Origin of the sequence: Pseudofrankia saprophytica (assembly GCF_000235425.2) — a bacterium.
Taxonomy (GTDB): domain Bacteria; phylum Actinomycetota; class Actinomycetes; order Frankiales; family Frankiaceae; genus Pseudofrankia; species Pseudofrankia saprophytica.
Map to the genome: position 1 here is coordinate 7,122,720 of NZ_KI912266.1, position 23,360 is coordinate 7,146,079.

21 protein-coding genes are annotated in these 23,360 nt (G+C 72.3%); 11 read left to right on the forward strand and 10 right to left on the reverse strand.

The window, feature by feature from the left end; genetic code table 11:
* Positions 1-1,268: amidohydrolase family protein (locus FRCN3DRAFT_RS47030; RefSeq protein ID WP_007520855.1), on the forward strand; the 1,268-nt coding region annotated here is incomplete at its 5' end.
* A gap of 193 nt (positions 1,269-1,461) precedes the next feature.
* Positions 1,462-2,349, forward strand: coding sequence for a sterol desaturase family protein (locus FRCN3DRAFT_RS0229990; protein WP_027141066.1), 888 nt, complete (start codon positions 1,462-1,464; stop codon positions 2,347-2,349).
* 4 nt (positions 2,350-2,353) lie between these two features.
* Here the strand turns inward: FRCN3DRAFT_RS0229990 and FRCN3DRAFT_RS0229995 are convergent, their stop codons facing one another.
* From FRCN3DRAFT_RS0229995 to FRCN3DRAFT_RS0230010, 4 genes are all read right to left on the reverse strand, one after another.
* A complete protein-coding gene (locus FRCN3DRAFT_RS0229995; RefSeq protein WP_007509688.1) occupies positions 2,354-2,863 on the reverse strand; it encodes a pyridoxamine 5'-phosphate oxidase family protein in 510 nt (169 codons plus the stop codon).
* Positions 2,864-3,024: 161 nt separating this feature from the next.
* The gene (locus FRCN3DRAFT_RS0230000; protein ID WP_007509691.1) at positions 3,025-4,740 is read right to left on the reverse strand and encodes an AMP-binding protein; all 1,716 of its coding nucleotides are present in this window, start codon (positions 4,738-4,740) and stop codon (positions 3,025-3,027) included.
* Between the two features lie 4 nt (positions 4,741-4,744).
* Positions 4,745-5,614, reverse strand: a complete 870-nt coding sequence (locus FRCN3DRAFT_RS0230005) for an SDR family oxidoreductase (protein WP_035925390.1) — start codon at positions 5,612-5,614, stop codon at positions 4,745-4,747.
* Between the two features lie 112 nt (positions 5,615-5,726).
* On the reverse strand, positions 5,727-6,842 hold the full coding sequence (locus tag FRCN3DRAFT_RS0230010) for an NDMA-dependent alcohol dehydrogenase (protein ID WP_007509695.1): 1,116 nt from the start codon (positions 6,840-6,842) through the stop codon (positions 5,727-5,729).
* Between the two features lie 346 nt (positions 6,843-7,188).
* Here FRCN3DRAFT_RS0230010 and FRCN3DRAFT_RS0230015 point away from each other — a divergent pair, with 346 nt between their 5' ends.
* The gene (locus FRCN3DRAFT_RS0230015) at positions 7,189-8,052 is read left to right on the forward strand and encodes an enoyl-CoA hydratase/isomerase family protein (protein WP_007509696.1); all 864 of its coding nucleotides are present in this window, start codon (positions 7,189-7,191) and stop codon (positions 8,050-8,052) included.
* On the opposite strand, the gene FRCN3DRAFT_RS47035 is transcribed toward FRCN3DRAFT_RS0230015, so the two are convergent.
* Entirely contained in the window at positions 8,049-9,425 is a 1,377-nt protein-coding gene (locus FRCN3DRAFT_RS47035) for an IS630 family transposase (RefSeq protein WP_007509700.1), read from the reverse strand. The two genes, FRCN3DRAFT_RS0230015 and FRCN3DRAFT_RS47035, sit on opposite strands and share 4 nt — an antisense overlap.
* A gap of 231 nt (positions 9,426-9,656) precedes the next feature.
* Entirely contained in the window at positions 9,657-9,884 is a 228-nt protein-coding gene (locus FRCN3DRAFT_RS0230025) for a hypothetical protein (protein ID WP_007509702.1), read from the reverse strand.
* 70 nt (positions 9,885-9,954) lie between these two features.
* On the opposite strand from FRCN3DRAFT_RS0230025, the gene FRCN3DRAFT_RS54425 reads away from it, so the two are divergent.
* Both FRCN3DRAFT_RS54425 and FRCN3DRAFT_RS0230035 read left to right on the forward strand, forming a co-directional pair.
* Positions 9,955-10,473 carry a hypothetical protein gene (locus tag FRCN3DRAFT_RS54425; protein ID WP_007509704.1) on the forward strand — a complete coding sequence of 173 codons (519 nt, stop codon included), beginning with the start codon at positions 9,955-9,957 and terminating at the stop codon, positions 10,471-10,473.
* A 38-nt stretch (positions 10,474-10,511) separates the two neighbouring features.
* Positions 10,512-11,108 (forward strand): hypothetical protein, encoded by a 597-nt coding sequence (locus tag FRCN3DRAFT_RS0230035; RefSeq protein WP_007509707.1) that lies wholly within the window; start codon positions 10,512-10,514, stop codon positions 11,106-11,108.
* 269 nt (positions 11,109-11,377) lie between these two features.
* On the opposite strand, the gene FRCN3DRAFT_RS0230045 is transcribed toward FRCN3DRAFT_RS0230035, so the two are convergent.
* Positions 11,378-11,821 (reverse strand): hypothetical protein, encoded by a 444-nt coding sequence (locus FRCN3DRAFT_RS0230045; protein WP_232794199.1) that lies wholly within the window; start codon positions 11,819-11,821, stop codon positions 11,378-11,380.
* A 268-nt stretch (positions 11,822-12,089) separates the two neighbouring features.
* On the opposite strand from FRCN3DRAFT_RS0230045, the gene FRCN3DRAFT_RS47040 reads away from it, so the two are divergent.
* Positions 12,090-12,287, forward strand: a complete 198-nt coding sequence (locus FRCN3DRAFT_RS47040; protein WP_007509710.1) for a hypothetical protein — start codon at positions 12,090-12,092, stop codon at positions 12,285-12,287.
* 112 nt (positions 12,288-12,399) lie between these two features.
* On the opposite strand, the gene FRCN3DRAFT_RS0230050 is transcribed toward FRCN3DRAFT_RS47040, so the two are convergent.
* Complete coding sequence (locus FRCN3DRAFT_RS0230050; protein ID WP_007509712.1) at positions 12,400-15,243, reverse strand: DUF7507 domain-containing protein; 2,844 nt, start codon at positions 15,241-15,243, stop codon at positions 12,400-12,402.
* A 382-nt stretch (positions 15,244-15,625) separates the two neighbouring features.
* Between FRCN3DRAFT_RS0230050 and FRCN3DRAFT_RS47045 the strand changes: the two genes are divergently transcribed.
* A complete protein-coding gene (locus FRCN3DRAFT_RS47045; protein WP_007509714.1) occupies positions 15,626-16,180 on the forward strand; it encodes a hypothetical protein in 555 nt (184 codons plus the stop codon).
* A gap of 160 nt (positions 16,181-16,340) precedes the next feature.
* Here the strand turns inward: FRCN3DRAFT_RS47045 and FRCN3DRAFT_RS0230060 are convergent, their stop codons facing one another.
* Positions 16,341-17,885: a class I adenylate-forming enzyme family protein gene (locus FRCN3DRAFT_RS0230060; protein WP_007509716.1), complete on the reverse strand. Its 1,545-nt coding sequence runs from the start codon at positions 17,883-17,885 to the stop codon at positions 16,341-16,343.
* Positions 17,886-18,477: 592 nt separating this feature from the next.
* On the opposite strand from FRCN3DRAFT_RS0230060, the gene FRCN3DRAFT_RS0230065 reads away from it, so the two are divergent.
* Together FRCN3DRAFT_RS0230065 and FRCN3DRAFT_RS0230070 are read left to right on the forward strand one after the other, a co-directional pair.
* The gene (locus FRCN3DRAFT_RS0230065; protein ID WP_007509718.1) at positions 18,478-19,227 is read left to right on the forward strand and encodes an enoyl-CoA hydratase-related protein; all 750 of its coding nucleotides are present in this window, start codon (positions 18,478-18,480) and stop codon (positions 19,225-19,227) included.
* A 107-nt stretch (positions 19,228-19,334) separates the two neighbouring features.
* A complete protein-coding gene (locus tag FRCN3DRAFT_RS0230070; RefSeq protein ID WP_007509719.1) occupies positions 19,335-20,270 on the forward strand; it encodes an aldose 1-epimerase family protein in 936 nt (311 codons plus the stop codon).
* Here FRCN3DRAFT_RS0230070 and FRCN3DRAFT_RS0230075 read toward each other — a convergent pair.
* Positions 20,208-21,167, reverse strand: a complete 960-nt coding sequence (locus FRCN3DRAFT_RS0230075; protein ID WP_007509721.1) for a type II CAAX endopeptidase family protein — start codon at positions 21,165-21,167, stop codon at positions 20,208-20,210. The genes FRCN3DRAFT_RS0230070 and FRCN3DRAFT_RS0230075 overlap by 63 nt on opposite strands.
* A 188-nt stretch (positions 21,168-21,355) precedes the next feature.
* On the opposite strand from FRCN3DRAFT_RS0230075, the gene FRCN3DRAFT_RS0230080 reads away from it, so the two are divergent.
* Both FRCN3DRAFT_RS0230080 and FRCN3DRAFT_RS0230085 read left to right on the forward strand, forming a co-directional pair.
* A complete protein-coding gene (locus tag FRCN3DRAFT_RS0230080) occupies positions 21,356-22,663 on the forward strand; it encodes a sensor histidine kinase (RefSeq protein ID WP_007509722.1) in 1,308 nt (435 codons plus the stop codon).
* A complete protein-coding gene (locus tag FRCN3DRAFT_RS0230085) occupies positions 22,660-23,346 on the forward strand; it encodes a response regulator (protein ID WP_007509724.1) in 687 nt (228 codons plus the stop codon). Before FRCN3DRAFT_RS0230080 ends, FRCN3DRAFT_RS0230085 begins: the two co-directional genes overlap by 4 nt.
* Positions 23,347-23,360 lie beyond the last annotated feature (14 nt).

Below are 23,360 nucleotides of genomic sequence, written 5' to 3' on the forward strand. Positions count from 1 at the left end.
CGGTCGCCGGCGACCTCGACCGCCACACGCTCGACCGGATCGTCGCCGACGTGCCCGTACGCGTGCAGCACCGCTCCGGCGCGCTGTGGGTCCTCAACTCGGCCGCCCTCGCGGCGCTGCGCGTGCCCACCGGGCACCCGGCCGGCGGACGCGCGGCCGGCGGGCACACGGCCGGCACGCGTCTGGCCCGCGGGCGCACCGCCGGTGATGACGCCGCGGCCGGCCTGCCGGCAGACGGCCGCTTCTTCCGGGAGGACGACCGGCTCGGCCGGCTGCTGGCCGCGGCGGGCGTCGGCGGCGTGGTGGAACGGGCGGACCTCGCCGCCGTCGGCGCCCGGCTGGCCGGCCATGGCGTCACCGGCGTCACCGACGCGACCGCCACCACCGGCCCGGCCCAGGTCGCGACGCTGCGGGCCGCCGTCGGGGATGGGTCGATCCCGCAGCGCCTGGTGCTGACCGGTCCGCCCGACCTGACCGCGTCGCCGCTCCCTCCCGGCGGGGACGCGCCCCGCCGCCCCATGATCTGGTGGGATCCTCGGAGCTCTGGCACGGAGAAATCCACCAGATCATGGAACAGCGGGGCCACCCGGATCGGGTTCGGCCCGGTGAAGATCGTGTTGGACGACGGGCAGCCGGTCGACCTGGACGAGCTCGCGGCGACGGTGCGGGCGGCGCGCGCGCGGGGGCGGCGGATCGCGGTCCACTGCGTGACCCGGCTGCAGCTCGCGCTCGCGCTCGCCGCGCTGGACGCGGGTGGCGGCGCGCTGCCCGGCGACCGGATCGAGCACGCGGCGGTGCTACCGCCCGACCTCGCCAGGCCGGTCGCCGACGCCGGCCTGACCGTGGTCACCCAGCCGCACTTCCTCGCCGAGCGCGGGGACGCCTACCTGCGCGACGTCGAGCCGGACGACCTGCCCTGGCTGTACCGGTGCGCCGGCCTGCTCGCCGCCGGCATCCCGCTGGCCGCCGGCACGGACGCCCCGTTCGGCGGCGCCGACCCGTGGGCCTCGATGCGGGCCGCCGTGCGCCGCCGGGCACCATCCGGGCAGGTCATGGGCCCGGACGAGGCGCTGTCCCCGGCCCGGGCGCTCGCCCTCTACCTCGGCGACCCGGCCGACCCGGGCGGTCCGCCGCGCCGGGTCGTCCCCGGCGCGCCAGCCGACCTGTGCCTGCTCGCCCAGCCCACCAGGGCGGTGCTCGCCGACCTCGACCCCGGCCCGGCCGTCCTCACCCTGGTCGCCGGCGCCGTCGTCCACCACGCCGACTGACCTCCTGCCGGCTGGCCCCCTGCCGACCGCCGACTGATCGCCGGCCGGCCGCCGGGTGGTCGGTGACTGGCCGCTGACCGGCCGCCAAGCCGGCCCGATGTCCGACACCTCCCGGCGTCGCATACCGGTTGTTCTGCGGCGTTCCCAGACAGGTCGGCTGCCGGACACCAGTAGGACACGTAAAGTCCATGTCATGGTCAACGGCTTCCCGCTGCACGGCCCACGATCGGCCGCGCGGCGGCTGGGCCCCGCCGGCGCCATCCTCCTCGAGGCGGGCGGGCGCGCTGCCCGGCCGGGCGCCGCCCCCGCGCGGCGGGCTCGGGCCGCTGTGCGCGCGCGCCACCACCGGTTCGTGCGCCTCCTCGACCCGCCGGGGCCGCATGGCCGCGCGACCGAGGTCAGCACCCTGCCCGGCGCGCTGCGTCGCTTCCTGGAGCATCCGCGCCCGCCGGTGCTGATCGGCGTCGTCGCGACGCTCGGGGCCGCGCGCGCCGCGCGCGGTGACTTCCGCCGGTCCGACGCGGTGGTCGCGGTCGGTGCCGTGGCGGTGCAGCCCTTCGTGGAGTGGGCGATCCACCGCTTCGTGCTGCACGCGCAGGCGCAGGGGCGGTACGGCCGTGCCGCCTACCGGGCAGCCGGCTGGGGACACGCCCAGCACCACCGCGACCCGGCGAACCTGAACTCGATGTTCATGCGGGGGCAGGACATGCTCGGCGCCGGCGCGGTCGCGCTCGCGGCCGGCGCCGTCGGCTCACCGCGGCTGGCCACCGGGATGTTCTGCGTCGGCGCGGCGGTGCTCGCCTACGACTGGACGCACTTCCTGATCCACACCCGCTACCAGCCCCGCTCGGAGTTCTACCGGCGGGCGTGGCGCAACCACCGGCTGCACCACTACCGCAACGAGCGCTACTGGCTGGGCGTCACGTCCCCGGTCGCCGACGCGGTGCTGCGCACCAACCCGGCGCGGGACGCCGTCGCCGTCTCCCCCGCCGCCGCCAGCCCGGAGGTCCATCCCCCGGACGGCGGCCGGCCGCGCGCCGGCGCCTCGCCGAGGACCGCCGGCGCCGCCGGTCAGGGGTAGCTAGCTACATCCCGGTCTTGCGGAAGTCCCAGCTAACGATCTTCTCTGGGACGAGCTTCAGCCAGGCGTGCCGGCCGTCGTAGTGGAACTTTCCGTTGCCGTACTTGTCACCGAACAGCCGCTCGGGCTCGGCGAGCAGGTCGGCGGCGGCCGCGTCGCCGGTGCGGGGAACCTCGCCGACGACGCCTACGTGGCCGATCAGCTCGACACCGCGTAGCTCACCGAAGCCGTGGCCGGTGTCGATGATGACCGACACCCGCGGGTCACGGTTGAGATCCGTCCAGCGCTGGCTCTTGACGATGCTGTTCAGCCACAACGCCGACCCGTCCCACACGAACCACAGCGCCGAGGTGTGCGGGGCGCCGTCGGCCCCGACCGTCGAGACCCGACAGGTCCGCTCCTCGGCCAGAAACGCGTCGATCTCGGCGGGCGTCATCGCTATCCGCCGCCCACGCCGCTGCTGACGCGGGGCGGTCCCGGGCGCCGAGCCTTCCGCCGTGGTGTCGACACTCATCGTCGTCCCATCCCTTCGTCGACCGCCGGCCGGTGCCACCGGCGCGTGGGAGGTTTCGTTCCCATTGGCGAGAATAGTGCTCTCACCAGCGCGGGCGCGCGGCGCGGCGCCCCGCGGACGCCCCGCGGGGCTGGGCCGGCAGGGACCCGAATCACGACGTCCTAACGCGCGGGGGCGGGCTCCTGGGCGGCTGGCAGTGTCGGCGGCGGTGCGGGCGTCGATGTCATCCGCTCGAGCGCCCACTGGCGCAGGGTCGCCTTGGCGACCTTCTCGAGGGTGGCGCGGGGCAGCGCGTCGACGACATGGACCGCGCGCGGCACCTTGAAGTCGGCGAGCGAGGCCTGGCAGCACGCGACGATCTCGGCCGCCAGCGCGTCGTGGTCGTCGCCGGCCGCGTCGGTGACGGTCACGAACGCGACCGGGACCTCCTGGCGGACGGGATCCGGCCGGGCGACGACGGCGGACTCGCGCACCCTGGGCACGGTGTTGATGACCCGCTCGATCTCGGCGGCGGCCACGTTCTCGCCGCTGACCTTGAGCATGTCCTTCGACCGGCTCGAGAAGCGGATCGCGCCGCTCGGCAGCAGCGTCACCTCGTCGCCGGTCCGGAAGTAGCCGTCCTCGTCGAAGGCGGCGGCGGTGGCGGCCGGGTCGCCGAGGTAGCCGGCGAACAGCGACAGGCCGCGCACCCCGCCGACGCGCAGCTCACCGGTCTCGCCGCCGGCGGCGTCCCGGCCGTCGGCGAGCCGGATCCGCACGTCGTAGCCGGGGGCCGGGCGCCCGATCGTCCGGGGTTCCGGCTCGGGTGCGTCCGGCTCCCCGATGACGACGGTGGTGACGACCTCGGTCATGCCCCAGGCGCTGAACAGCCGCAGGCCGAACAGCCGCTCCAGCTCGGGCATCTCGAGGCCGAAGATCCAGCTGCGGTAGGTGTGCTCCGCCGGCACCGGCATCCGCGGCAGAACCTGGATCATGATGCCGACCAGGCCGGTGACCGTGCAGGCGTTGCGGATCGAGGTGTCCCAGAACCGGCTGGTGGAGAACTTCGGCACCAACACGACCGTCCCGCCGACCCACAGCGTCGGCAGCATCTGCCAGGTCAGGGCGTGGGTGTGGAACAGCGGCGCGAAGACGAGCATCCGGTCGTCGTCGCGCAGCTTCCAGTGCGCGGCACCGGTGCGCGCCGCCCACAGCGCGTTGGCGTGCGTGTAGAGGACGGCCTTCGGCCGGGCGGTGGTGCCGGAGGTCAGCTGGACCGACAGCGGCGTCGCCGGGTCCGGCGGGCGGGCCACCGGCAGCGCGGCCGGGTCGCCGCGCAGGTCCGGGACGAGGCCGGTGGCCGGGTCGAGCAGGACGCGCCAGCGAAGGCCGGCGGCCGTGGGGCCGTCGGCGAGGCCGAGGCGCGGGTCGGTGACGATGCCGACGGCGCCGACCAGGCCGGCGGCGTGCGCCAGCTCGTCCTCGACGTAGCGGGTGTTCACGTCGACGGCGATCGCGCCGAGGCGGGCGCAGGCGAACCAGACGTGCAGGAAGGCCGGGCTGTTGTCCAGGTGCAGGATGACGGCGTCGCCGGGCCCGACACCGCGGGCGGCGAGCCCGGCGGCGGTCGCCTCGACGTCGTGGGCGAACTCGGCGTAGGTCCAGGTCGCCCCGACGCCGTCCGGCGGGTCCCAGACCAGGAACGGGTGGTCGCCGCGGCGGGCGGCCCGGTCCGCCAGCAGCGCGGGGACGTCCATCGCGACGAACGGGTGCAGCGGCGGCAGCACGATGTTCCGGGCGTCGATGTTCTGGGCGTCGACGTTCCGGGCGTCGATCCCGGTCTCCCGCCCGTCCGTTCGCGCGCCGGTGATCGCCTCCGGGGTGTCGCCGCTCGCCACCAGTTCAGCCCTCCTCTGGGACGACGCCGCGTAACCCGTCGGCGCCGAACACCGAGCCGAGCAGCGGGGAGAAGTCCGGCCCGCGGCGCAGGCAGTGCCCGCCGTCGATGTTGATCACCTGACCGGTGAGCCAGGTCGACTCCGGGCCGACGAGGAAGCGGATCAGGTCCGCGACGTCCTCCGGCTCGCCGGGCCGGCCCAGCGGCGTGCAGCGCATGTAGTCGTCGAGCACCTCCGGCATGGCGAAGATCGTCTCGACGAGGTCGGTGCGGATAAGGCCGGGGCGCACGCAGTTGACCCGGACGCCGCTCGCGCCGAGCTCGTCGGCGGCGAGCTGGCACAGGTGGTCGACACCGGCCTTGGAGACGCCGTACGGGCCGAACCAGCGATGGGTGTTGCTGGCGGCGATCGAGGACACCCCGACGATCGAGCCGCGCCCGGCGCGGGCCATCGGGCGGGCACCGTACTTGATGGCCAGCAGCGTGCCGGTGATGTTGAGATCCACCGTCTCGCGCCACTTGGCGACGTCGACCTGGGTGAGCGGGCTGATGACGTTGTTGCCGCCGGCCACGGCGACGACGGCGTCCAGCCCGCCGGTGATCTCGCAGGCGGCCGCGACGGCGGCCGCGACGTCCTCCTCGACGGTGACGTCCGCGACCAGGCGGCGGATCTCGGCGCCCGGGGCGGCGGCCGGCTCGATCTGCTTCACCGCGTCGTCGAGCCGGCTCGCGGTCCGCCCGCAGATCAGCACGTTCGACCCGTCGGCCGCGAGGCGGCGGGCGACCGCGAGGCCGATCCCGCCGCCACCGCCCGTGACCAGCGCCGTCGTGCCTTCCAGCGGTCGGGCGCCTTCCAGCGGTCGCGTGCCTTCCATGGGCCCGGGCGCAGCCATCGGCGTTCTCACGTCTCCCGTCGTCACAGTTGGTTTGTCGGCGATGGCGATGCCCGCGGACGGCCTGGAAGCGGACGGCCCGGAAGTGAACGGCCTAGAAGACCAGCGCGCCGCGCAGGATGCGGCCGGCCTCCAGGTCGGCGTAGCCCTCGTTGACCTGGTCGAGGGAGTACGTCTTCGTGACCAGCTCGTCGAGCTTCAGGATCCCGGCCCGGTACAGGTCGAACAGCTTCGGGATCTGCACCCGCGGGCTCACCGAGCCGTACACGGTGCCGCGGAGCTGCTTGTTCATCATCGCCATCATGAACAGGTTCATGTCGACCTGACCCTGCGCCATCGGCGCAACCGACGTGACCACGCAGGTGCCGCCCTTGGCGGTGAGCGTCAGCGCCGGCTCGAGCAGGCTGCCGAGCATGACGCCGAACGTGCAGATGACGACGTCGCACATCGCGCCGCCGGTGAGCGGACCCGTCCCGGCGATCGCCTCGTCCAGCGACGAGAAGGTATGGGTCGCGCCGAAGCGCAGCGCCTGCTCTCGCTTGAACTCCACCGGATCGACGCCAATGATCTTGGCCGCTCCGGCGATCTTCGCGCCCTGCACGGCGTTGATGCCGATGCCACCGACGCCGAGAACGGCGACGGTGTCGCCCGGGCGGACCTCGCCGCGGTTGACGGCGGAACCGAACCCGGTCGCCACGCCGCAGGAGACCAGCGCGACGGCGGTCCACGGGATGTCCCGGTCGACCTTGATGACGGACGACTCGGCGAGCAGCTGGTACTCGGCGAACGCGCCGAGCTGCGTGTAGCGGGCGACGGGCGTGTCACCGTACCGGTGGGCCACCCGGCCATCGGTGATCATTCCGAGGTCGAACAGCTTCGCCCCCACGTCGCACAGGTAGGCCCGCCCGGACCGGCAGGGCTGGCACTGCCCGCACGACGGGACGAACGACATCGCGACATGGTCACCGGGGGCGACCGACGTGACCCCCTCGCCGACGGCGACGACCTCACCGGCACCCTCGTGGCCACAGACGACCGGATAGTGCGGCATCGGCATGTCGCCGGTGCGGGCGTGCTCGTCGGAATGACACAGGCCGGTCGCGCGCAGCTGGATGAGAACCTCGCCGGCCCGTGGGTCGTCCAGCTCGATGGTCTCGATCTTGTAGTCCTGACCGGGGCCGAACAACAGCGCCGCTCGTGTGCTGACCATGCCAGCCGTCCTCTCATGAGCCGTCCGACCGCGCGTGTCACCGGCGCGGCTTCCCGCACTCCCGCGCGGCCCGTTCCGGCGCCCGGCCTGGTCCGGCGGGGCAGTTGGTCTCATACCCCGGAGCGCGATCGGGTAGATCATTGCGCGGTCGGAAACCCGGTGCCGTGGGAGTCTGACGGTTAGTCAGAATGACGCACCCCGCCATCAGGCGCGACCAATCTCCTCAGACGGGCTCACGCGGGCTCGCCGACCGCACGCGCCATGCCAACCAGCACCTCCCGACAAGTTCACATATTGTCTTCAATATCCAATCTTAGTTTGGGATCCGCGGCAAGGAGACATCCCGATGGACGGCAACGCGGGCAACGTGGGGGGTGCGGCTACCGGCGCCGCTGGGCGGGCTGGCGCGGCACGCCCGCCGGAGGGCGACTGGCTCGGCACCCCCTACCTGCGGTTCGAACGCCGGGGCAGCCTCGCCGTCTGCGCCGTGGACCGGCCGAAGGCGCGCAACGCGATGACCGCGTCGATGTACTTCGGCGTCCGCTACGCCGTCGACCTGGTCAACCGTGACCCGGACCTCGCCGGCCTGCTGATCACCGGTACTGGCGACGTCTTCATCCCCGGCGGCGACCTCGGCCACAACGCGCCGGACGACTGGGGCGGTCCGATGCTCTTCGGCATGGACAACACGCCGTTCGACGCGGTCCGCCACTCCCGCAAGCCGGTGGTCAGCGCCGTCAACGGCATCGCCCAGGGCGGCGGCCTGCTCATCGCGATCATGTCCGACCTCGCCGTCGCCAGCGACCGGGCCACCTTCCGCGCCCCGGAGGTCTACCGCGGCATCGCCGACACCGGCTACGCGCAGTATCTGCCCGCCCAGATCGGCCCAGCCCGGGCGAAGGACATGCTTTACACGGGCCGCGTCGTTACCGCCGCCGAGGCGCTCGACTGGGGCCTGGTCGCCCGGGTCGTTCCGCACGACGAGGTCATGGACGCCGCGCTGGAAGGCCTACGGGCCTGCTGCCGAGGCGGCCCGGAGGCCCGCGCCGACGTCAAGCGCGTCATCGGCACCCACTACGGGACCTACGACCGCATGACCATGGACAAGAGCGTTTTCGGGTCCGAGGCCCGCGAGGGCTGGCTCGCCTTCTCCGAACGCCGCGACCCCGCCTGGGTCCCAGCGGACCTCCGCACCGGCGGCCGTCTCTAGTGTTCCCCGTCAGAAATCTCGCTGGCCAGGTTTGCCTTGTTGTTGGCTGCCGATGGGTTGATCTTGGTGAGGTAGTCGGCGAGGGAGGCGAGGATCTCGTCGGCGGTCTTGGTCCAGGTGAAGGGCCGGGGGTCGCGGTTCCAGGTGTCGATCCAGGTGCGGATGTCGGTCTCGAGGGCCTGGACGGAGGTGTGGACGCCTCGGCGGATGAGCTTGTCGGTGAGCAGGCCGAACCAGCGTTCGACCTGGTTGATCCAGGAGGAACCGGTCGGGGTGAAGTGGACGTGGAAGCGGGGATGGCGTTCCAGCCAGATCCTGATCTCGGGGGTGTTGTGGGTGGCGTAGTTGTCGCAGACCAGGTGCACGTCCAGGCCTGCCGGGACGGCCTTGTCGATCGAGACCAGGAATTTGCGGAACTCGATGGCGCGGTGGCGGCGGTGCAGTTCCCCGATGACGGTGCCGTCGGCGATGTTGAAGGCGGCGAACAGGCTGGTGATGCCGTGGCGCAGGTAGTCGTGGGTGCGCCGCTCGGGCATGCCGGGCATCATCGGCAGGACCGGCTGGGAGCGGTCGAGCGCCTGGATCTGGCTTTTCTCGTCGACGCAGAGCACGACCGCCTTCTCCGGCGGGTTGTGGTAAAGGCCGACGACGTCGACGACCTTGGCCACGAACTGCGGGTCGGTCGAGAGCTTGAAGCTGTCCTGCAGATGCGGTTTGAGGTCGAAGCGTTTCCAGATCCGCCCGATCGTCGAGGGCGACAGGCCGGTGCGTTTCGCCATCGACGCCCGCGACCAGTGCGTGTCCGCCCCGGGCGTCGTTTCCAGCGTCGCGACGATCACGTCCTCGACCTGGTCGAGCAGAATCGACGGGGGCCGGCCCACCCGCGGCTCGTCGGACAGCCCGTCGAGGCGACGTTCGGTGAACCGGGTCCGCCATCGCAGCACCGTCGACTCGTCGACGCCGAGCTCGGCGGCGACCCGCCGATCAGTCCCGCCCTCAGCGGCGCGCAGCACGATCCGTGCCCGCAACGCGAGGAACTGGGCCGTCTTCGCCCGCCGCGCCCAGCGTTCCAACTGGACCCGCTCGGGCTCGGACAGCACAAGCTCCGCGGCCTTCGACCGACCCGACGGAGCAGCATCCTCCAGACCAGCCAACCGGCCACGGGCGAACGACCGCCGCCAGCGGCCCGCCGTCCGCAACGACACCCCGACCGACGCGGCCACTTCCGGGTTCGACAGGCCCTCCGCCGCCGCCAACACGATCCGCGCCCGCTCCACGACCCGGCGATCCACATCGCCCAGCCGCCGGACCAACTCGCCACGCTCGTCCTCAGACAGGACGACCTCAACCGCAGCAGAGCCGGAACGCACCATAGCGACAGAGTAGTACTTACCCGCCTAATTTCTGACGGGGCACACTAGTGCTGTGACCGCCAAGGTCAGCCCGTCGCCTTGATCGGCGCTGGCGCCCCCTGGTGGCTACGAAACCGGCCCGGTTACGACCACCACAGGGCTCAAATAGCGATCATGGGGACGCCAGGACCGGGCGAACCCTGTCGGAGGCGGCACTAGCCGGCAGATCGGCGCCGACGTCAGCCGCTGCCGCTAGGCGCCTTTGCCGCCGTCATCGTCATCGTCGGTGGTCTCCTCGGGGACGGCGTCGGGGCGATGAGCGGTCAGCCACGCGTCCACGTCGGCCTTGAGCCAGATGCGCATGTGGTCGGCCGTGCCTGCGGGCGCGGGGTAGGACGGGCGCCGGGTGAGCTGGTACGCGCGCGTACGGCCCACCTTTAGGCGCTTCATCAGGTAGCCGATGGTTACGAAGCGCTCCACCTTGCGGACGGTAGGACTGATGGGTGCGACACTGTCGGGTACGACAGAGCCGGGAGCGTCAGGAGGAGCCGTGCCCAAGCAGGACTGGACGTCCAACCAAGACCAGGCAGCAGAACACGAGCCAGCCGGGAGACTCACATCGACCGGAGCCGACGAGCCGGCCGCGCCAGCGACCGCGCCGCACGACACGAGGGGACCCCGGACCCGCCGTGCCGGGCTGGCCACCCGTCTCGGCCCGCACGGCGCTCGTCCGGCCAGCCCGGCTCGGGTGGGTGCGGCGCCCGAGGCGGAGGAGATCCCGTGGGCGGACGAGGTGGCGGCGGCGGTCGCCACGGTCGGCCTCGCACTGTCGCCCCCCGGGGAGCGAACCGACGACGACCAGCGGCCGGACACCGACCGCCAGCCGGATCCCGCGACGGCCCCGGCCGCCGAGGACGGCGCCGCCGCGACGACCGCCACGACCGCCACGACCGACGAGGCCGACGAGGCCGACGACGAAATCGAGCCGGAGGACTTCGCCGAGTCCTTCTTCTGGCGCTCGGCGGTCCACGACGGCCCGGCGACGCCGTGGCGCTCCCTGTTCAGCTGACGGGCGGGCGACCAGTGGTGGCGACGGAGGGCGCACACGTGTTCATCACCAGGCACGACACCAGTGAGGACGGGGAGACGGTCGTGGGTAGCGCGGCACGGGTCGTCGTGCCGGACACCGAGAGCATCAGGAGCGCGGGAAACACGGAAGACGCCGGGCGGGCGGGGCGGTCCCAGCTGGTCAGCCTGGCGCTGCCCGACCGGGCCGGCCTGCTGCTGCGGCGAGCCCCCGGGCCCGCGACCCCGGAGCACGCCGGCCGCCTGGTCGAGCGGCGGTCCCGGGCGGTCGTCGGGGACGCGTGGGCCGACCTGCACTTCGTCGAGCTGGCGCGGGGCGAGCTCGTCCGGGTGGCGCTGAGCATGGCGAGGCTCGCGCATGTCCGAACCGTCGTCGTGTGCCCGGCGGGGGTCTCGCCGGGGCGGACCGCGCTGGCGCTGGCGGTCGCCGGCATGCTGCAACAGCGGCGGGCGAGCCAGGCGCCGGTCGTGACGTGCGCGGTGTGCCCGCCCCTCGGTGACGGCAGGACGGCCATTCCGCACGAGGTCCGGGTCGCGGCCGCCGGCCAGGTCCAGGAACGCCTCGTCTGGGAGATCGTCACCTGGGACGACCTAAAATCAACTACCCTGGTGAACTAGCAGGTATGACCGACACGCAAGCACTGCGGGTGGTGCTGTATTGCTGCCGTACCACCGCGTGGAGGCTTAGCGATCCCTTCGGTACGGCCTCGGACGAGGATTTTGCGGAGGCTCTTAGCGCCAAGCGGGAGTCGTAGCCCGCAGTCAGGTCACAGTGGGACCAGGGAAACCTGATCCCACTGGCGACCCGACTGGAGTACGACGACGTTGGACACCGTCGCTCCTTGTTCGCTGGCCTTCTCAACGGTCCAGTCGGCAACCGAAAATCTTTAGCAGGACATATAGCCTCCGTCGGGATCCGCGGACACGTCCAGGCTAAAGTCGCGGGGATCCGGCCCGAGCACATCGTCCGGTCCATCGTCGAAGTCACCTGGAAACATCACAGACAGAAACACGGCGACACCGTCGACGGACTTAGAGAAGCACAGTCTCGCGCCGTACCAGACCCGTTGACCGGGATAGATGTCGTCGGCGTCCTTCAGCGTCCAGCCTGCTGCGGGCGCAGCGTGACGGTAGAACTCCGCCACCTCAGTGACCGTGTTGTCCGCGGGGCGGTAGGTCCGGCTCGCATACGGGGTGCCCGAGCTGTCGCCACAGCCGTAGCCGGCACCCCGATCCGCAAGAGTCGCACCGACGGGACGCACTCCAAGCACTGAAAGGTTGTTCAGGCTCTTGGCAAGGCGCATATCCTCGGCCGTGCATTCGTCCTCCACGTCGGGCAGCGTCAGGCAGCCCGGCCATCAAGAGTGCTCCCACCGGCAAACAGAACATCATCACGGCCGACGTCGTCCGACCACGGCCTCTGTTCGTCACGACGTAAGGATAGGCGGCAGCGCAAGTGAGCACGAGGCCATCCGACCACAGCGCTGCCGAGCGACTACTCCTCAAACCGCTCCTGGTAGATGGCGTCTGCGCCTTTATAGAAGCCGGAGCGGTAGGACGGTGTATCGCGACCGGTGTGACGCAGGGGAGTGCGTAGCCATGGCCGATGCAGCGCCACAGGCCGTCCTGGACGAGAAGGTCGACGTCGAGTACCGGCAGTTCTTCGTCAAGGACGAGGGCTTCTACGAAGCCTGCGTAGACGGACGGTTCGAGACCCCGTCGTGGCTTGCGGCGGGGTCCCGACCTTCTTGGCCCCATCCCACCACGCCCGGGGCTCGACAGGAAGTGATCACATAGCCCTGCGCCCGCAGGTCGGCTAGCTCGCGGTCGATCGGCTGACAACTCGGCCTGCCCGGAAGGCGCCCGTCGCCGGGCAGCCTGGCCGGGCCGCGACGTCGTTCACCGCGGGCTACCCGAAGAGGGGCGGGATCCGGATCTTCCCGATGTCGATCTTCCATTCCCGGTCGCCAGATGGTCCGGGTGGACCTGGCGGTCCGGGAGGTCCGGAAGGTCCGACCGGCCCTGCCGGTCCGGCGGGCCCAGCCGGTCCGGCAGGCCCGGCAGGCCCGGCAGGCCCAGGCGGCCCGGCAGGCCCGGCAGGCCCAGGCGGCCCGGCAGGCCCGGCAGGCCCAGGCGGTCCGGCGGGGCCGGTGCCGGAGCGCAGCAGAACCGACGTGGTTGAAGGCTTCGAGGTCACCGTGGCACCGAACGGTGGTGTCGCGCTCGCGGTCGCCACGTTCTCGACTTTCCGCGCGTCGACGTCGGCCTGCGTGGTCACGTAGTTCGCCGTGCAGATCGTCGTCGCGGTGACGGCCAGTGTCGTCACCGGGCAGTCCACGGCCGACAGGCCGGACATCGGGTCGTTCACCACGAGGCCGGTGAGTGCGACCGGGCCGCGGTTGGTGATGATGTAGAGGTAGGTCAGCCGCTCACCCGCGGCGGTGAAGGACGTGGCGTTGACGGTCTTCACCAGCGACAGGACCGGTACCGACAGCGTCACGATCGACGGCTCGGAGACGACCGGCGGACCCGACGGCGGCGTGCCCGCCGCCCAGGCGCTGTTGCTGAACCCGCCCCGGTCGGCGTCGGCCTGCGTCGTGACATAGCTGGCGGTGCAGGTCGTCGACTGGCCCGGAGCGAGGCTCGTCGCGGCGCAGCGCACCGGTGACACACCTGCCAGAGCGTCGTACACGACCACGTTGGTCAGCGGCTGGCTGCTGGTGTTCGTCGCGACGTAGGTGAGGTCGATCGGCTCACCCGGGCCGGTGAACGACGTCTGGACGATGGACTTTCCCAGCGAGATCGTCGCCCTCGGCAGCAGGGTCGCGGACGTCTCCGCGGGCGCCGAGATTGCCGGGGGCCCGGACGGGGACTGCCCGGTCACTATCGACGGGGACTGCCCGGTCACTACCGCCTGGCTGTCCACCGAGCCCCGGGCGACGTCCTGGTTCGTGATGCTGTAGTCGGCGGTGCAGGACATCGTCACGCCGGGCAGCAGCCCGTCGACGGGGCAGGAGATCGACCCGGTTTTCAGAGCCTCGGTGATTCTGATCTTCCCCAAGGGGAGATTGCCGGTGTTCGTCACCAGGTAGGTGTAGTGCAGGACCTGCTGTGTGACGGGGACGGTGGCTGGCGCCACCTGCGCCACGAGGGCGATGGCGGGATTCGGCTGCTGCGCGGGCCGGCCCGGTGTCGTCGTGACCGCCGGGGCGGAGGTCACCGGCGGCGAGCCGGCCGCCGCTCCGTAGGCGAACGCGTCGTTGCGGACCTGGCCGACGTTCGCGGCCGCGTCGGTGGTGAGGTAGGAGGCGGTGCAGGTCATCGCCGCGCCCGGGGCCAGCGTCGTCGCCGGGCAGGCGACCGGGGTCAGCCCGGGCAGGCCGTCCACGACGCGGACGCCGGACAGCCCGACGGGACCGGTGTTCGTCACCTGGTAGGAGTAGTCCAGCCGCTGGCCCGCGCCGACGAACTCGGCCGGCGCGGCGGACTTGGCCAGGGAGATCGCGCCGGCCGTGGGGGGGATGGGCCCGGCGCCCTCTCGTCGCCCGGTGGCGACCGCCGGCGGCAGGGTGGTCAGCTCGCCCGTCGGCGTGGTGGCGACGAGGCGGGCCACGTCCGAGATGAAGCCGGCGTCGACGTCGGCCTGGGTCGCGACGGTCTTGACCGTGCAGAAGCCCGTGTTGTTGATCGGGCCGCCGGGGCCGGCTGGGGGCACCGTCTTGGCGCAGAGCACGCCGGGGGCAGCCTGTGACGATTCCAGCGTGAGGTCGGTCAGCGTGACGTTTCCGGTTCTGACAAACTGGTAGGTGAAGGTGACCGGATCACCGGCCTTGCTGAAAGAGGTGGCCGAGCCCCCAAAACCTATCCCGATGCTCAGGTTCTGGAAGGCGTGCGCGAAGACGGTCGTGGCCGCCGACGTCCACCTGCCGGTGGCGAGCCGGCCGGTGACGACGGCAGTGATGTAGATCGATCCTCGGTTCACGTCCGTCTGGGTCGTCGTGGTCAGGCTGTTGCAGTTCATGGACTCACCGGGAGCGAGTTCCCCCTTGGGGCAGAAGAGGTCGGTGCCCGGCGGTGTCGTCGCCTGGATGGAGATCTCCTGCAGCGGCGTGGCACCAGTGTTGGCGACGACGAAGGTGACGGTCAGCGGAGATGACTGGGAACCAGGCGGGATAGAGAAGACGGGCGGAACTGCCGGGCCCACGACGCTGATCGAACCGGTCAGGGGTGGGAGCGTGGAGCTGGCGGAGCTGTGCGCCGGCGCCGAGGTCACCGGCGGGCCGGACGGCGGCGTGCCGTTCGCGACGGCGGTGTTCTCGACCCGCCCACGATCGACGTCCGCCTGGGTCGTCACGTAGGTGGCGCCGCAGGTGCTGGTTCCCCCGGGGGCCAGCTCTGTGGCCGAACAGGTCACCGGCGACACGCCGGCGAGCGCGTCGTGGACGACGACGTTCGTCAGCGGCGTGTCCCCGCTGTTCGTCACCAGGTAGGAGTAGTCGAGCGTCTGGCCGACGCCGGAGAACGAGCCCGGCGCCACGGACGTGGCCACCGTGATCGCGGGAGCCGGCGTCGCCGCGGCAGCGGACGGACCGCCGGGAGCGGGCGGTGTCGCGGCCATGGCCGGGGCCGCCGCGGCCGCCGCGGCCGTCAGCACGGTCAGCGCGACCACGGCCGGCACGAGCCAGGCCAGCGGGCCCGCGGATCCGGCCGACGCGAGCAGACGCGTCCGGCCCCGCGGTAGACGTCTCGACATGCTCGCTCCTCGGCCTGGACCGCCCGCCGACGCCCGGGACTCCGATGGGCCGGCAGCGGACGTCGATGGACCAGCACAGCGCGGTCATGCGTCCCAGCTAGTTACGGGACACGCCGGCGATGATTACACAGAGTGATCGAGCGTCGCGGAACTCGTGCGCGGCGCGTCGTCGCCGTCGGTGAGGTGGCCAGCGTGTCGGTGGCAACGGGCCATCCTGCGGCCCTCGTGCCGAGTCGGCCCGCGTGCGGCCGGCCCGGCGGGTCCGCGCCGAGCCGTTCGCGACGGTGTCAGGTGTCCGTCCCGATTGGTCATCCCTCACCAGGTTCATGAAAGAATCAGCAGGTCAATGGGGCGAGGGCTCTGGCGAAAGGCGGGCGAGCTCGTGGACACCACACTCGACGCCGCCGACCAGCCCCGCGCGCAGGCGGCTCTCGCCGGAGTCCAGCTGCTCGCCGCCGGGTACCTGGGGCTCAGCGTGGTGGCGCTGCTCGCGGCCCTCGTCCTGCGCGGCCAGGTCCCGATGGTCTACGCCGCGGCCGGCGGCCGCGTCCTGTCCGGCATCGTCGTGGTCATACTCTCCCGACGCGCCGCCCGCGGGATCCGCCAGGCGTTCCAGCGGCTGCGGATCGTCTCCGCCATCATCACCGTCACCGTCACGCCCGTGCTCGTCATGCCGCGCCTGCCGGGCTGGCTGAAGCTCGAACACGTCGCCTGCGGCCTGCTCATGCTGACCGTCGTCCTGCGCGTCAACGGCCACCGCCTCCGCTCGGCCTTCGCCACCGCCGTACCGGGCGCGGCCGACGGCACGCGCCAGCCCGGGCGACACCGTCAGCCCCGCCGCCACGACCCGACCGCGGCCCTGTTCAGGTCGGCCGGCCGGGGCGGCGGCCCGCCGAAGGACCCACAGCTGCCGCTGGCCGATTCGGTCCCGACGTAGCTCGGAGAGGATCCGGGACGACCGGTCCGGGACGCGGGAGCCGGCCCCCGTCAGGGGCGGCGCCCGGAGTCGGCCGGTCGGGTCGAAGGCGCGGCCGTCGTCGCGGACGTCCAACGCGTCGGCCTCCACCGATCCGTGGAGACCGACGGACCGGCGCGCCTCAGGAACCGACCGGCTCGTCCTCGGCTCGATCGGCGACGAGCTGGGCCACCTGGTTGCGCAGGAGCTTGCCGGTGGGGGTGTACGGAAGCTCCTCGACGAAGACCACCTCGTCGGGGGTGCGGGAGCCGCGCAGGCGGGCGCGGACATAGTCGCGCAGTTCGTCGGCGGTCGCCGTCTCGTCGGGCAGGACGACGACGGCGGCGATGATCTTCTGGCCCCAGGTGTCGTCGGGCGCGCCGAACACGGCGACGTCGCGCAGCTTCGGGTGCCGGCCGAGGACGTCCTCGATCTCGGCGGGGGCGATGTTCTCGCCGCCGCGGATGATGGTGTCGTCGCTGCGGCCCGTGATGAACACGTAGCCGTCGGCGTCGAGGTAGGCGCCGTCCTTGGTCGGGAACCAGCCCTCCTCGTCGAGTACCGAGCCCAGGCCCTCGTACTCGCCGGACACCTGCTCGCCGCGCACCCACAGCAGGCCAGGCTCGCCGACGCCGACCGGGTTGCCGGCCTCGTCGCGGATCTGGAACTCCACGCCAGGCACCGGACGGCCGGCCGAGCCAAGCCGGGCCCGCACCGCGGGGTCGTCGGAGGAGAACGCCTCGCGGTGGTCGTCGGGGCCGAGCACGGCGATCGTCGAGCTGGTCTCGGTCAGGCCGTAGGCGTTGACGAACCCGGTGTCCGGGAACGCGGCGAGCGCGGACTCGAGCACCTGTCCGGGCATCCGGGCGCCACCGTAGGCGAGGGAGCGCAGGTGCGGGGCCTCCGCCGGCTTGCCGTCGAGCAGCTCGACGATCCGCACCAGCATCGTCGGCACCAGCATGACGTTGCTGATCCGCTCGACGCGGACCGTGTCGAGCCAGACCCGCGCGTCGAAGTTCGGCAGGTAGCACAGCCGACGGCCTGAGTAGATGTTCGTCAGCACCGTGCCGACGCCCGCGATGTGGTACGGCGGGACGCTCACCAGGATCGCGTCGTCCTCCTCCGCCGAGGCGAACTCGACCGTCTGCAGGACGTAGGAGATCAGGTTCGAGTGCCGCAGGATGACCCGCTTGGGCGCGGACGTGGTGCCGCTGGTGAACAGCAGGACGCCGGTGGCGTCCGGGTCGACGTCCAGCGGGTCGAGGTCCGCGAACGGGTCCGCGTCGGGCAGCGGGGTGGCAGTGGCGGCGAACCACTCCTCGGTGGTGACGAGGCCCGCGACGCCGTCGACGCCCTCGACCGCGCCCCGGTAGACCTCGTCCGCGATGACCAGGGCGGCGCCGAGCTGGGCGATCTGGCCACGCAGCTGCTCGGCGGACAGGCGGTAGTTCAGCGGCGCGATCGGCACTCCGGCGGAGGCGGCGGCGAACAGGACGACGGGGAACGCCGGCCCATTGACGCCGATGAACGCCACCCGCTCGGCACCGGACGCCTTGATCGCGGCAGCGCCGGCGGCGACCCGGGCCCCCAGCTCCTCATATGACAATCCGCCACCGGAGCGCGAGCCCAGGGCGATTCGCTCGCCATAGGCGCCGCGGGCCATGTCCAGCAGCATCGCGATCGTCATCCGCACTCCCGCTCGTCAAGGGCCACAGGCAGACCGAGCGACCGCCTGCGACGCGCCCGCGGCGCGACACGGAAAGCCTGCTCAGGCCTGGGCATCAGTGTCTAGACGCTTGCATCCGGCGGTCAGGGCGCGCAACTGTTCGCAGCGATCGTCACAGGTCCGCCGGCGTGGCCGTCACACGTCTTTTAGCAGGAACCGCCGGCCGCCAGCCGGAAAAGATCGTCGTTCTACGATACGTACCGCCCGACATTCCTGGCGGCGCCAGGGCGGCGGCCACCCCCGGCCTGCGCTCACGGCGCCGATCCCGCCTGAACGACAGCCGGATGCCGGGGAAGGCGGCGCCACCCGAGGTTTGCCGATCATGCCGGTCACGCCGGTCGCCACGGGCACGCGCGCCGGTGGCCAACCCCTGATAGGAATCAAGTTCTAGGGGGCGAGACCTCGGCCGCCGCGGCCGTCGGGACGCGGATCGTCGGGCGACGTCCGTTGATTGCCGTTCTTTTAGGTAAGAATGTGGTTCTGGCCCTCGGCCAGCCACGCCCACGAACCAGCGACGCCACCCAGCGCGTCAGCGCCCGCGAAGGAGCTGCACATGTCCGTCGACGTCGAACGGCGTGGTCCGGTCACCGTCGTCACCATCAACCGGCCGAACGCCGGCAACTCGCTCGACGGCGCCACCATGACCGGGATCGGCTACGCCTTCGAGGAGGCGGCGAAGGACAACGAGGTCCGTGCCGTCGTCCTCACGGCCGCCGGCGAGAAGATCTTCTGCGCCGGCATGGACCTCAAGGCCTTCGTCACCCCGGGCGCGATGGAGGTGCAGGGCCCCGGCCTGGGCATCTTCATGCGGCAGGCGTACCCCAAGCCGATCATCGCGGCGGTCAACGGCACCGCCGTCGGCGGCGGCTTCGAGCTGGCGCTGTTCTGCGACCTCATCGTCGCCGCGGAGACCGCCAAGTTCGGCCTGCCCGAGGTCTCCCGCGGCCTGATCGCGGCCGGCGGCGGCACCCGCCTGCCGACCCGGGTGCCGCTCGCCTTCGCGCTCGAGCTCGGCCTCACCGGCAAGCCCGTCATGGCCGCGCGGCTCTACGAGGTGGGCCTGGTCAACCGGGTCGTCCCGGCCGCCGACGTGCTGACGACCGCGCTCGAGCTCGCGGACGCGATCGCGGACAACGGCCCGCTGGCCGTCCAGGTCACCAAGGCGCTGATGCACGGCGAGGTGCCGGCGGCCGACTGGGACGGCATCGGCAAGGCCGTGGCCCCGGTCTTCGCCAGCGAGGACGCCAAGGAGGGGGCGACCGCGTTCGCCCAGAAGCGCAAGCCGAACTGGGTCGGCCGCTGACCAGGCGCTGACCAGGCGCTGATGGGTGGCGAGCCGGGCCCGCGTACGCGGGCCCGGCTCGCGCCGGCGCCCGCCGGCGCCCGCCGGCGCCCCGCCATACTGGCCCGGTGGAACCCATCGCGCCGTCCGGGCGGCAGCTGGAGCTCAGCCATGCCGACAGCACCGTCACGATCGTCGAGGTCGGCGGCGGGCTGCGTGACTACCGGGTGGGCGGCGTCCGGGTGCTCGACGGCTACCCCGCCGACGCCATGGCGCCGCACAGCAGCGGCCAGCTGCTCGCGCCCTGGCCGAACCGGATCGCCGGCGGACGCTACCCATGGGGCGGGAAGACCCAGCAGCTCCCGATCAGCGAGGCCAAGACCGGCAACGCGATCCACGGCCTCGCCCGCTGGTCGGCCTGGGAGCTGGAGCGGACCGGCCCCGCGGCGGCCACCGCGTCGTTCGTGGTGCGTGCCCAGTCCGGCTACCCGTTCACCGTCGCCGTCAGCGCCGCATACCGACTCGGCGACGACGGCCTGACGGTCGCCATGACGGCGACCAACCTGTCGGCGACCCCCGCACCGGTCGGCCTGGGCGCCCATCCGTATCTGCTGGTTCCCGGGCCGGGCGGCGCGCCGGTGCGCGCCGACGACGTCACGCTCACCCTGCCGACGGAGCGGGTGCTGCTCGTCGACGACCGGTTGATCCCGACCGGGACCCAGGACGTCGCGGGTGGGCCGTTCGACTTCCGCGCCGCGCGCCCCGTCGGGCCGCTGATCATCGACCACTGCTTCGCCGCGCCGCGCCGCGACCCCGACGGCCGCGCTCGCGTCGTCCTCGCCGCGCCGGCCGGCGGCGGGTCCGTCACCGTCTGGATGGACGAGGCCTGGGACTACATCCAGGTGTTCACCGGCGACACGCTCAGCGCCCACGAGCGGCGCCGCAGCATCGCCGTCGAGCCGCAGACCTGCCCCGCTGACGCCTTCAACTCCGGTGAGGGACTACGCGTCCTGGAGCCCGGGGAGAGCTTCGGCGGCTCCTGGGGCATCTCCCCCGACCTGTGACACCGTCGTCCCACCATCCAGGTCCGTGAACGCCCCGCCTCGTTTCATCCCGTCGTCGATCCCGTCGTTGATCCCATCGTCGCCACGGCGCGCGCCGGCGGGAGCGGTACGGCGGTGGGGCCCGACGAGCAGGCAGCCGGCGACGGCGGCGATGGCCGCGAGTGTGCCGAGACCGGACTCGCCGGCAAGGTAGGCGAGGGCACTCGGCGAGGAGGCGACGACGATGGTCGAGGCGTAGTCCACCACGGAGTTGACCATGTTATGGGCGACGGCGACCGGCCAGATGCTGCCGCTGGCGTCGCGAAGCCACGCATAGAAGACCCCGGCGCAGGTGACCGCGAGAACCACGACGGGCGTGATGATCCACCGGCTCCCGTCGGCGTCGTAGCTGGCCGTCATGGTCAGCAGCGGAACGTGGAAGAGGCCGTGCAGGAAACCGGTGGCCACGGCCGCCCGGTTCCGGGGAAGGATGGACTGCAGCCGTGGCAGCAGGAAGCCCCGCCAGCCGATCTCCTCCCCCAGGATGACGACCGTGAACACCACGACCGTGAGGAAAAGGTCGGGCAGGGAGATGAGGACCTCGTGCACGCCGATCATGCCGGCCGCCCAGGCGATGACATACGGAACCGTGACCACCGCGGCGGGAACCAGGATGGCCGCCGGCCATAGTCGCCAGCCCGGCCGGTTCAGGCCCATGCCGGCCCAGATCTCCCGCCGACGGCCACGGGGCGTGAACCCGAAGGTCACGGCCACCACCGCGAGGGTCGGCACGAAAATCGACAGAAGCGGTGCTGGTCCGTCCCGACCCGGGAACAGGAGTGCGATGGCGATGACGGCGGCGTAGACGAGACCGATGAAAATCGTCGCCTGGCGCACCGCGGAACTGCGGCCGATCATGAATGTCTCCCGGTTCAGGCCGGCACCGACGCCGACCGGTCACCTGGAGAATCACGGTTGCGACCCGGCCGCCACATCGGGCGCGGGTCGCCGGCCTTCCTCACTTCAGAAGGACGTCCAGACCGGCGGCGTCATCCTTGCGAACGATTCCTGGGCGGGCGGCCTCCACATACGCTCCGCCCGTGGCCATGTCGACGCAGGTGCGGACCGCCCGTTCGCGGGCGGGCGGCACGATCGACGCCGCTCGTGGCAAGGTCCTGCTGCTGCTCGGCTCGGCCCTGCGTTCGCCGCGTTCCTCCCTTGAGGCCGCTCGTTCGCCGCGGGTGCCGCGGGTGTCACGCTCGCCGCGCCCGCGGTTGCTGGACAGCGTCGTCGCCGTCCCCGTCACGGTGGTCGTCGCCTGGCTGGTCGCCCATGTCGCGTGGCGGCAGACGGGGTTCGAGAGGCCTGACGCGCTCACCGTGGCGCTCGCGGTCGCGGGCACGGTGGTGATCGCCTGGCGGCGGGTGTACCCGCTCGCCGCGGTGACCGTCTGCACCTGCGCCATCGTCGTCATGACGCTGCGCGGGCACGACGTTACCGATGTGCTCCCACTCGTCGCCTGCGTGCTGCTGCTCTCGCTCGCCTACCATGGCGACCCACCGGCCGCGGCGGCCGGCCTCGGCATCGGTGCCGCCGGGTTCGGGATCGTCGTTCTCGCCCATCCGCCTGGGCTGGGGCCGGACAACGTGAGCTGGACGTACGGCCTCATCGGGGCGTCCTGGCTGAGCGGCCGGCTGCTGCGCGACCGCCGGGCCATGCTGGTGGCGCGGGCCGACACCGCCGAGCAGCGGGCGGCGGCCGAGGCGGACCGCGCGGCCCTGCTGGTGTCCGAGGAGAGGCTGCGCATAGCCCGGGAGCTGCACGACATCCTGTCCCACACGGTCAGCGTCATCGCCGTTCAGGCGACCGTGGGCGAGCACCTCGCGAACACCGACCCGGACGCCGCTGGACGGTCTCTCGGAGTCATCGGGGCGACCAGCCGCGACGCCCTCGACGAGCTACGCCGGCTGCTCGCGGTTCTGCGTGACGAGGGTGGCGAACCGGATGAGGACACCGCGGACCCGGTACACAGCCTCGCCGACGTCGAACCCCTGGTCCGCCGGTTCCAGGACGCCGGGCTGACCGTGCGGGTCGCGGTCGAGGGCGTGCCGCGGACGCTGTCCTCGGCGGCCGAGGCGTGCGGGTACCGCATCGTCCAGGAGGCGCTGACAAACGTCCTGCGACATGCCGGCGGAACCGCCGCCGACGTCGTCCTCGTCTACCGCCCCGATGCCCTGCTCGTGACGGTGAGCGACGACGGCAACGGAACGATCGTGGCGCCCGCCCGCGCTGGTCACGGCATTACCGGCATGCGGGAACGGGCCGCGCTCTTCGGCGGCGGGTTCAGCGCGGCCCCTCGCCCCGGCGGCGGTTTCGAGGTCCGCGCCGAACTGCCCCATCCGGAGCGCCCGTGATCAGAGTCGGGGTCGTCGAGGACCAGGAACTCGTCCGTAGCGGCTTCGTCGCGTTGCTCGACTCCGCGCAGGACATGGAGGTGGTCGGCCAGGCCGGCGACGGGCTGGAGGCCGTCGCGCTGGCCCGCCGCTGCCGGCCGGACGTGCTGCTGATGGACATCCGGATGCCCCACCTCGACGGCGTGGCCGCGACCAGGCGGATCGCGGAGGACCCGGCCACGGCCGACACCCGCGTGCTCATCCTGACCACCTTCGAGATCGACCGGTATGTGCACGAGGCTCTGCGCGCGGGCGCGAGCGGGTTCCTCCTCAAGGACGTCACGGCGGCCGACCTGCTGGCCGCGGTACGCGTCGTCGCCGCGGGCGAGGCACTGCTGGCGCCGCGGATCACCCGCCGGCTCATCACCCACTTCGCCACGGTGCCGGCGCCTTCCGCCCGTCATCAGGAGCTGGTGGGCCGGCTGACCTCCCGTGAGCGGGAGCTGCTCGCCGCGGTCGCCCAGGGCATGTCGAACGCCGAGATCTCCCAGCGGCTGTTCATCAGCCTGGCCACGACCAAGACCCATGTCAGCCACCTGCTCGACAAGCTCGGAGCGCGCGACCGCGTGCAGTTGACCATCCTCGCCTACGAGGCAGGAGTGGTGCGGCTCGGCCAGACCCCGCTCCCGGAGGCGGCGCCGTAGTTCACGAGATCAGC